This is a genomic window from Saccharopolyspora sp. NPDC002686 (genome assembly GCF_040295745.1).
Classification (GTDB): domain Bacteria; phylum Actinomycetota; class Actinomycetes; order Mycobacteriales; family Pseudonocardiaceae; genus Saccharopolyspora; species Saccharopolyspora oryzae.
In genome coordinates this window covers 1-6,688 of record NZ_JBEOVY010000393.1, presented here as the reverse complement: position 1 = coordinate 6,688, position 6,688 = coordinate 1, and the positions used below count along the sequence as shown (strand labels likewise).

The following is a 6,688-nucleotide window of genomic DNA, read 5'->3' as shown; positions in this document are numbered from 1 at the left end:
GCAAGCGGCTGCTCCGCGCGGCCGGCGAGGTCGCCAACCACGTCTCGACCCAGCTGGAGCTCGCCGAGCTGCAGGAGTCCAAGGAACGCCTGGCGCAGGCCGAGGTCCGCGCGCTGCGGGCGCAGATCTCGCCGCACTTCATCTACAACGCGCTGAACACCATCGGTTCGCTGATCCGCACCGATCCGGAGCACGCGCGTGACCTGCTGCAGGAGTTCGCCGACTTCACCCGCTACTCGTTCCGCACCAGCGGCCTCTACACCACGCTGGCCGACGAGATCCGCAACATCGACCGCTACCTGACGCTGGAGAGCGCCCGGTTCGGCCCGGACCGGCTGCGGGTGCAGCTCAAGATCGCGCCGGAGGTCCTGCCGGTCGTGGTGCCGTTCCTGGCGCTGCAGCCCCTGGTGGAGAACGCGGTCCGGCACGGACTGGCGAACAAGCCGGGCGGCGGAACCGTCTCAGTGACCGCCGAGGACAACGGGACCGAGGCGCTGATCAGCGTCGACGACGACGGCATCGGGATGGACCCGGACCGGCTCGACGCCGAGCTCTCCGACGCGCACATGACCGGTGCGCACGTCGGCCTTGGCAACATCAACAACCGGATGCGGGCGACCTTCGGCAACGACTACGGCCTGGTCGTGGAGACCGAGCAGGACGCGGGCATGAAGGTCATCATGCGGGTGCCGAAGTTCGCGCCGGGCGTGCGTCCGGTGCCGCCGCCGGCCTTCGACGAAACGGGCGTCGGATTGGCGGCCGGCCCTGCGGTGAGCCGGTAACGTCGGGGTATGACCGAGAAGGCGCCGCAGAAGTTCACCGACCTGTTGTCCGGCAAGTTGTCCTCGAAGCTGCCGGCCAAGCTCGCCGAGCGAGCGGAGCGCGGGCCGGTGGTGGCGGTGGTGAAGCTGCACGGCGTCATCACGTCGACGCCGTCGCCGATGAGCCGGCCGACGATCTCGACCCAGACCGTGGAGTCGGCGCTGACCCGAGCATTCGGCCAGGACCGGCTCACCGGCGTGGTGCTGTCGGTGAACTCGCCGGGCGGCGCGCCGACGCAGTCCGCGCTGGTGGCGGACCGGATTCGCGAGCTGGCCGCGGAGAAGGACGTGCCGGTGATCGCCTACTGCGAGGACGTCGCGGCGTCCGGCGGGTACTGGCTGGCCTGCGCGGCCGACGAGATCTACGCGCACCAGACGTCGATCGTGGGATCCGTCGGGGTGGTCAGCGCGAGCTTCGGGCTCAACGGGTTGATCGAGAAGCTGGGCGTGGAGCGCCGGGTCTACACCGCGGGCGCGCACAAGGTGCGGCTGGACCCGTTCGTCCCGGAGAAGGAAGAGGACGTGGAGTGGCTGCGCGGCCTGCAGGGCGAGCTGCACGAGCAGTTCCGGGACTGGGTGCGCAAGCGCCGCGGCAGCAAGCTCAACGGCACCGACGACGAGCTGTTCTCCGGTGAGGTGTGGACCGGCGGGAAGGCGGCGGAGCTCGGCCTGGTGGACGGGGTGGGTTCGCTGCGGGAGATCGTGAAGGAGAAGTTCCCGGACGCGCACCTGCACACCGTCGAAGCGCGCAAACCGCTGCTGGCCAGGCTCGGCATGTCCTCCGGAGTTCGCCTCGGCGGATCCCCCGCGGACACCGTTCTGTCCACTGTGGAGGCCCTGGAACACCGCGCGATGTGGAACCGCTTCGGGCTCTGACGGCCGAATTCGACGGTTCCAACTGGAACTGTGATCTCGGAACGTGATCGACCGCAGTTTCAATTGAAACTGCGGTCGATTTGCGCGAACGAGCGCGCCTACTGTGCGGACGGTGATCATCGCGATTGCGCTCTGTTGATCATGTCACTGGGGTTGTCACTCGTTCGGCGGTAGTTGCTGGGCTGAACGGGCGAAAAACCGTTGCCCCGAGGGGGGAATTCCGTGGTAAGCCCCCTGAAGACCAGTGCGTTCCGTTAGCAATTAGCTTTGTTGGCGAGGCGTGACTGGACTCACTCGGCGCGAGTGGGATTCGACGGCAGGATATGGCGTGCAGTGAGTACACGAGAGAACCCAGCGGGGCTCGTCGTTCTGGCCGTTGACGACGAGATGGCCGGGCTGGACGAGATGAAGTACCTGCTCGGCAACAACCCGAGGGTCGGGCGGGTGCTGACGGCGTTCGACGCGGCCGAGGCACTGCGCCTGCTGCGCAGCGACGACCCCGACCTGTTCGGCCAGCGCGACGCGGACGAGTCCGTCGTGGACGCCGTGTTCGCGGACGTCTCCATGCCCGGGCTCAGCGGGATGGAGCTGGCGCGGGTGCTCACCGCGTTCCGCAACCCCCCGGCACTGGTGTTCATCACCGGGCACGAGGAGAACGCGCTCGAGGCGTTCGAGGTCGGCGCGCTGGACTACATCATGAAACCGGCGAACGCCGAGCGGATCGACCGCGCGCTGCGCACCATCGAGAAGAACAAGCAGCAGGCGGCGAAGGGGCCGCGCGCGCTGGAAGCCGCGACGCCGGACGACGAAGAGGTGATCCCGGTCGAGCTGGCCGGCACCACCCGGATGATCCCGCGCAAGGACGTGCGCTGGGTCGAGGCGCAGGGCGACTACGCGCGCCTGCACACCACCGACGGCTCGCACCTGGTGCGAATCCCCTTGGCGCAGCTGGAAGAGCGCTGGGCCGAGGCCGGGTTCCTGCGCATCCACCGCTCCTTCCTGGTGTCGCTGTCGCTGGTCACCGAGCTGCGGATGTCCTCGTCCGGGTACTCGGTGGTGCTCGGCGGCGGGCAGCCCAAGGAACTTCCGGTCAGCCGTCGGCACACCCGCGAGCTCAAGGACCGCCTGGTCCGCGCGCCGCGGCAGAACTGGGGGCAGCAGTGATCCGCGGTTCGGCCGGATGAGTCCCGACGGCTTCGACGTTCGCGGTCGGCTCGGGGGAACGCACCGGCCGCGCCGCAAGCGCGTGGTGCTCGCCGACCGCCGTCGGACCCGCCAGGTCGCCCGCACGATGCTGGAGCTGGAGGAGCAGACCAGCGTCGGCGAAGTCCTGGTCACCAGCCTGGTGAAAGCGCAGCTGCGCAGCGCCCTGCTGCTGATGGGCGTGGTCGCGGCCGTGCTGTTCGGGCTCCCGGCGCTGTTCTGCGCGGTGCCGGTGCTCGGCGACGTCGCGGTGGTGGGCGTCCGGTTGCCGTGGTTGCTGCTCGGCGTGCTGGTCTACCCGTTCCTGGTGCTGATCGGATACCTCTGCACCCGGCGGGCCGAGCGGCACGAGCGGGACTTCATGGACATCGTCGAGCACTGACGCCCATGAGCGACGACGTGCACACCCGAGCAGCCGGCGAGGCGCGATGACCTCGAATTCCTGGTCCCTGCTCGGCGTCGTGCTGATCGTCGCTGCGACCTTCGCCATCGGGATCTGGGGGTCCCGCTCGGCGCGCACCACCGCGGACTTCTCCGCCGCGCGGCGGGAAGTCCGCGAGGAGCACAACGCCGCGGCGATCTCCGGCGAGTACCTGTCCGCCGCGTCGTTCCTGGGTGTCGCCGGGCTGGTGCTCAAGGACGGCGTCGACGCGCTCTGGTACCCGATCGGCTTCGCGGCCGGGTACTTGGCGCTGATGCTGTTCGTCGCGGCACCGATGCGCCGCTCGGGTGCTTACACGCTGCCGGACTTCGCCGAGGCGCGGCTGGATTCGCTTCGGCTGCGCTCGTTGTGCACGGTGCTCGTGGTGCTGATCGGCTGGCTGTACCTGGTGCCGCAGCTGCAGGGCGCCGGGATGACGTTGTCGGCGATCACCGGTCTTGCGCACTGGGCGGGGATTTTCGCGGTTTCGGCGATCGTGCTGGTCACCGTGGTCACCGGGGTGCTGCGCGCGGCGACCCTGGTGCAGGCCTTCCAGTACTGGGTGAAGCTGTTCGCGATCGTGCTGCCCGCCTTCGTGCTGTTCATCGTGTTCCTGGGCGGTGAGCAGCGGCAGGCGCTGGAAACCCCGGTGCCGCCGGTGTTCCCGCGCGACACCCAGGTGCACCTCGACACCGATGCGCGGTTGACCGTCCGCGAACCGGTGTGGCTGGCCGACCGGGATGGCACGATCTACCTGCAGCCGGGCGAGCACGACCTGCCCGCGGGCAGCGAGCTCCGGTTCCCGGCGGGGGCGGCGGTGCCGGTGGTGTCGGACGCCGAACCGGACAACGCGACCTGGCTGCGGCCGCAGCACGACGGGGCGCTCGGACTGCTCGAGACGTATTCGGTGCTGGTCGCGACGTTGCTGGGCACGATGGGCCTGCCGCACGTGCTGGCCCGCTTCTACACGAACCCGAGCGGTACCGCGGCCCGCCGCACCACGCTGTACGTGATGGCGATGCTCGGGGCGTTCTACCTGTTCCCGACGATCTTCGGGCTGCTGTCCCGGCTGTACGTGCCGCAGCTGCTGGTCACCGGAGAGACGGATGCGGCGGTTCTGCTGCTGCCGAGCGAGATGCTGGGCGGCTGGGGCGGTGGGCTGCTCGCGTCGATCACCGCGGCCGGGGCGTTCGCCGCGTTCCTGTCGACCTCGTCGGGGCTGGTGCTGAGCCTGGCCGGCGTGCTGTCCTCGCGGGACGTGCTGCGCGGGCGCACGTTCGACTTCCGGCTGCTCGCCGTGCTCGCCTGCCTGGTGCCGGCGTTGTTGGCGCTGTTCGCGGACAACCACGACATCGCGCGCAGCGTCGGGTTGGCGTTCGCGATGGCCGCTTCGACGTTCTGCCCGGTGCTGGTGCTCGGGATCTGGTGGCGCGGGCTCACCGCGGCCGGTGCCGCCAGCGGCATGGTGGTCGGCGGCAGCCTGGTGCTGATCGCGGCGCTGCTGACGTACTTCGTGGACCGCGCGGGGACCTGGTGGGCGACGTTGATCGGGCAGCCCGCGCTGGTCACGGTGCCGATCGCGTTCGCGGTCGCCGTGCTGGTCAGCCGGGCGACCTCGGCGCGAGTACCGGCCGGGGTGGGGCGCGTGATGCTGCGGCTGCACGCCCCGGACCGGCTCGGATTCCTCAACGACGAGCTGATCGCGGGCGCTTCCGAACAGCCGGAGACCGGCGGTCGGCACCAGCGCTGAGTGTGATCATCCGATGAGTTGTTTAGTCCATTCATCGCATGTTGGATGGAAAATTGATCACTTTGAGTAACTAGATATTCTGGCGAATCGAATTCAATAGTCCGAACGGGTGAAACTGGGTCGATTTGTCGCAATTACTTGCCTGCACTTGGCCTGCAACGACTTCACTCGATCGTTAGCTTGTGTACTCCCTTCAGGGCTTCCCTGTCGTGGGCGAACTACGTAGCGTTTCCGCCCTGAAAGTGATTCTGGCTTGCGTCCCGGCTGCTCCGGGCCGGGGCCTTTTTTCTGCTGGGAGGAACCCCGTGAGCACCACGGACCAAGTCGGGTCCGGGTCCGGTATCGACGCCGAAACCTGGGCCGCTGCGCAGAGCAGCCCCGAATTCACCGCATTGCGACGCAGGCTGCGCAACTTCGTCTTCCCGGTCTCGGCGCTGTTCCTGGCCTGGTACCTGGTTTACGTGCTGCTCGCCGACTACGCGCACGGCTTCATGAGCATCAAGCTGGTCGGCAACATCAACATCGGCCTGGTGCTGGGCCTGCTGCAGTTCGTGTCCACCTTCGCCATCACGACCGCGTACGTCCGCTACGCCAACCGCAACCTCGACCCGGTCGCGGAGGAGATCCGCAACTCCCTCGAGAGCGGTGCGGTCGCGGCGGAGCCCGAGAAGGCTGACGCCCCGTCGGAGGACGCCGAGAAGAAGGCCACTCCGGCGGCGGACGCCGAGAAGGCTGACGAAGACGCGGCGGATGACGAGAAGGCTGCTGACGAGGACGCGGCGGAGCCCGACGAGGCCGACGACGAGAAGTCGGACGCCGACAAGGCCGATGACGACAAGGCCGACGGCGAGAAGTCGGATGCCGAGAAGTCGGATGACGAGAAGGCCGACGACGAGAAGCCGGACGCCGACAAGGCTGACGAGAAGGCCGACGAGGACGCGGCGGACGAGGCCGAAGGAGGCCAGAAGAAGTGAACGTCGCACTTTCCCCACTGGCCGCCACTCCGGCGACCGCGCAGAACAGCTGGCTCAACATCGGCATCTTCGCGCTGTTCGTGGCGGTGACGATGGTCGTGGTGTTCCGGGCCAGCCGGAACACGAAGACCGCCGCCGACTACTACGCGGGCGGTCGCGCTTTCACCGGCCCGCAGAACGGCATCGCGATCGCCGGTGACTACCTGTCCGCGGCGTCGTTCCTCGGCATCGCCGGGGCGATCGCGGTCTACGGCTACGACGGCTTCCTGTACTCGATCGGCTTCCTGGTGGCCTGGCTGGTGGCGCTGCTGCTGGTCGCGGAGCTGCTGCGCAACACCGGCAAGTACACGATGGGCGACGTGCTCAGCTTCCGGATGAAGGAACGTCCGGTGCGCACCGCCGCGTCGCTGTCCACCCTGGCCGTGACGTTCTTCTACCTGCTCGCCCAGATGGCCGGTGCCGGTGGTCTGGTCGCGCTGCTGCTGGGCATCTCCAGCAAGACCGGCCAGGCCGTGGTGATCGCCGTGGTCGGCGCGCTGATGATCGTCTACGTGCTGGTCGGCGGCATGAAGGGCACCACCTGGGTGCAGATCATCAAGGCCGCGCTGCTGATCGCGGGCGCGTTCGTGATGACCGTCTGGGT

Annotated in this window: 6 protein-coding genes and 1 pseudogene; all 7 read left to right on the top strand. The window is 68.5% G+C overall.

The window, feature by feature from the left end:
* The coding region (locus ABTZ89_RS33510; protein WP_351052360.1) for a sensor histidine kinase at window positions 1–782 on the top strand (782 nt) is incomplete at its 5' end.
* 9 nt (window positions 783–791) lie between these two features.
* Window positions 792–1,697 (top strand): S49 family peptidase, encoded by a 906-nt coding sequence (locus tag ABTZ89_RS33505; RefSeq protein ID WP_270952760.1) that lies wholly within the window; start codon window positions 792–794, stop codon window positions 1,695–1,697.
* Window positions 1,698–2,030: 333 nt separating this feature from the next.
* Window positions 2,031–2,861, top strand: coding sequence for a LytR/AlgR family response regulator transcription factor (locus ABTZ89_RS33500; RefSeq protein ID WP_270952759.1), 831 nt, complete (start codon window positions 2,031–2,033; stop codon window positions 2,859–2,861).
* A gap of 16 nt (window positions 2,862–2,877) precedes the next feature.
* Window positions 2,878–3,282 (top strand): hypothetical protein, encoded by a 405-nt coding sequence (locus tag ABTZ89_RS33495; RefSeq protein ID WP_270952758.1) that lies wholly within the window; start codon window positions 2,878–2,880, stop codon window positions 3,280–3,282.
* Between the two features lie 46 nt (window positions 3,283–3,328).
* Window positions 3,329–5,071: a sodium/solute symporter gene (locus tag ABTZ89_RS33490; RefSeq protein WP_270952757.1), complete on the top strand. Its 1,743-nt coding sequence runs from the start codon at window positions 3,329–3,331 to the stop codon at window positions 5,069–5,071.
* Window positions 5,072–5,376: 305 nt separating this feature from the next.
* A pseudogene (locus ABTZ89_RS33485) lies at window positions 5,377–5,721 on the top strand (DUF485 domain-containing protein); the annotation flags it as partial.
* 416 nt (window positions 5,722–6,137) lie between these two features.
* Window positions 6,138–6,688, top strand: a 551-nt coding sequence (locus ABTZ89_RS33480; protein ID WP_502949634.1) for a solute symporter family protein, incomplete at its 3' end; no start/stop codon positions are given.

What these genes read in the sequence shown, in the direction of transcription:
- ABTZ89_RS33505 (WP_270952760.1), top strand. Translation starts at nt 792, where the DNA reads ATGACCGAGAAGGCGCCGCAGAAGTTCACCGACCTGTTGTCCGGCAAG.
- ABTZ89_RS33495 (WP_270952758.1), top strand. Translation starts at nt 2,878, where the DNA reads ATGAGTCCCGACGGCTTCGACGTTCGCGGTCGGCTCGGGGGAACGCAC.
- ABTZ89_RS33490 (WP_270952757.1), top strand. Translation starts at nt 3,329, where the DNA reads ATGACCTCGAATTCCTGGTCCCTGCTCGGCGTCGTGCTGATCGTCGCT.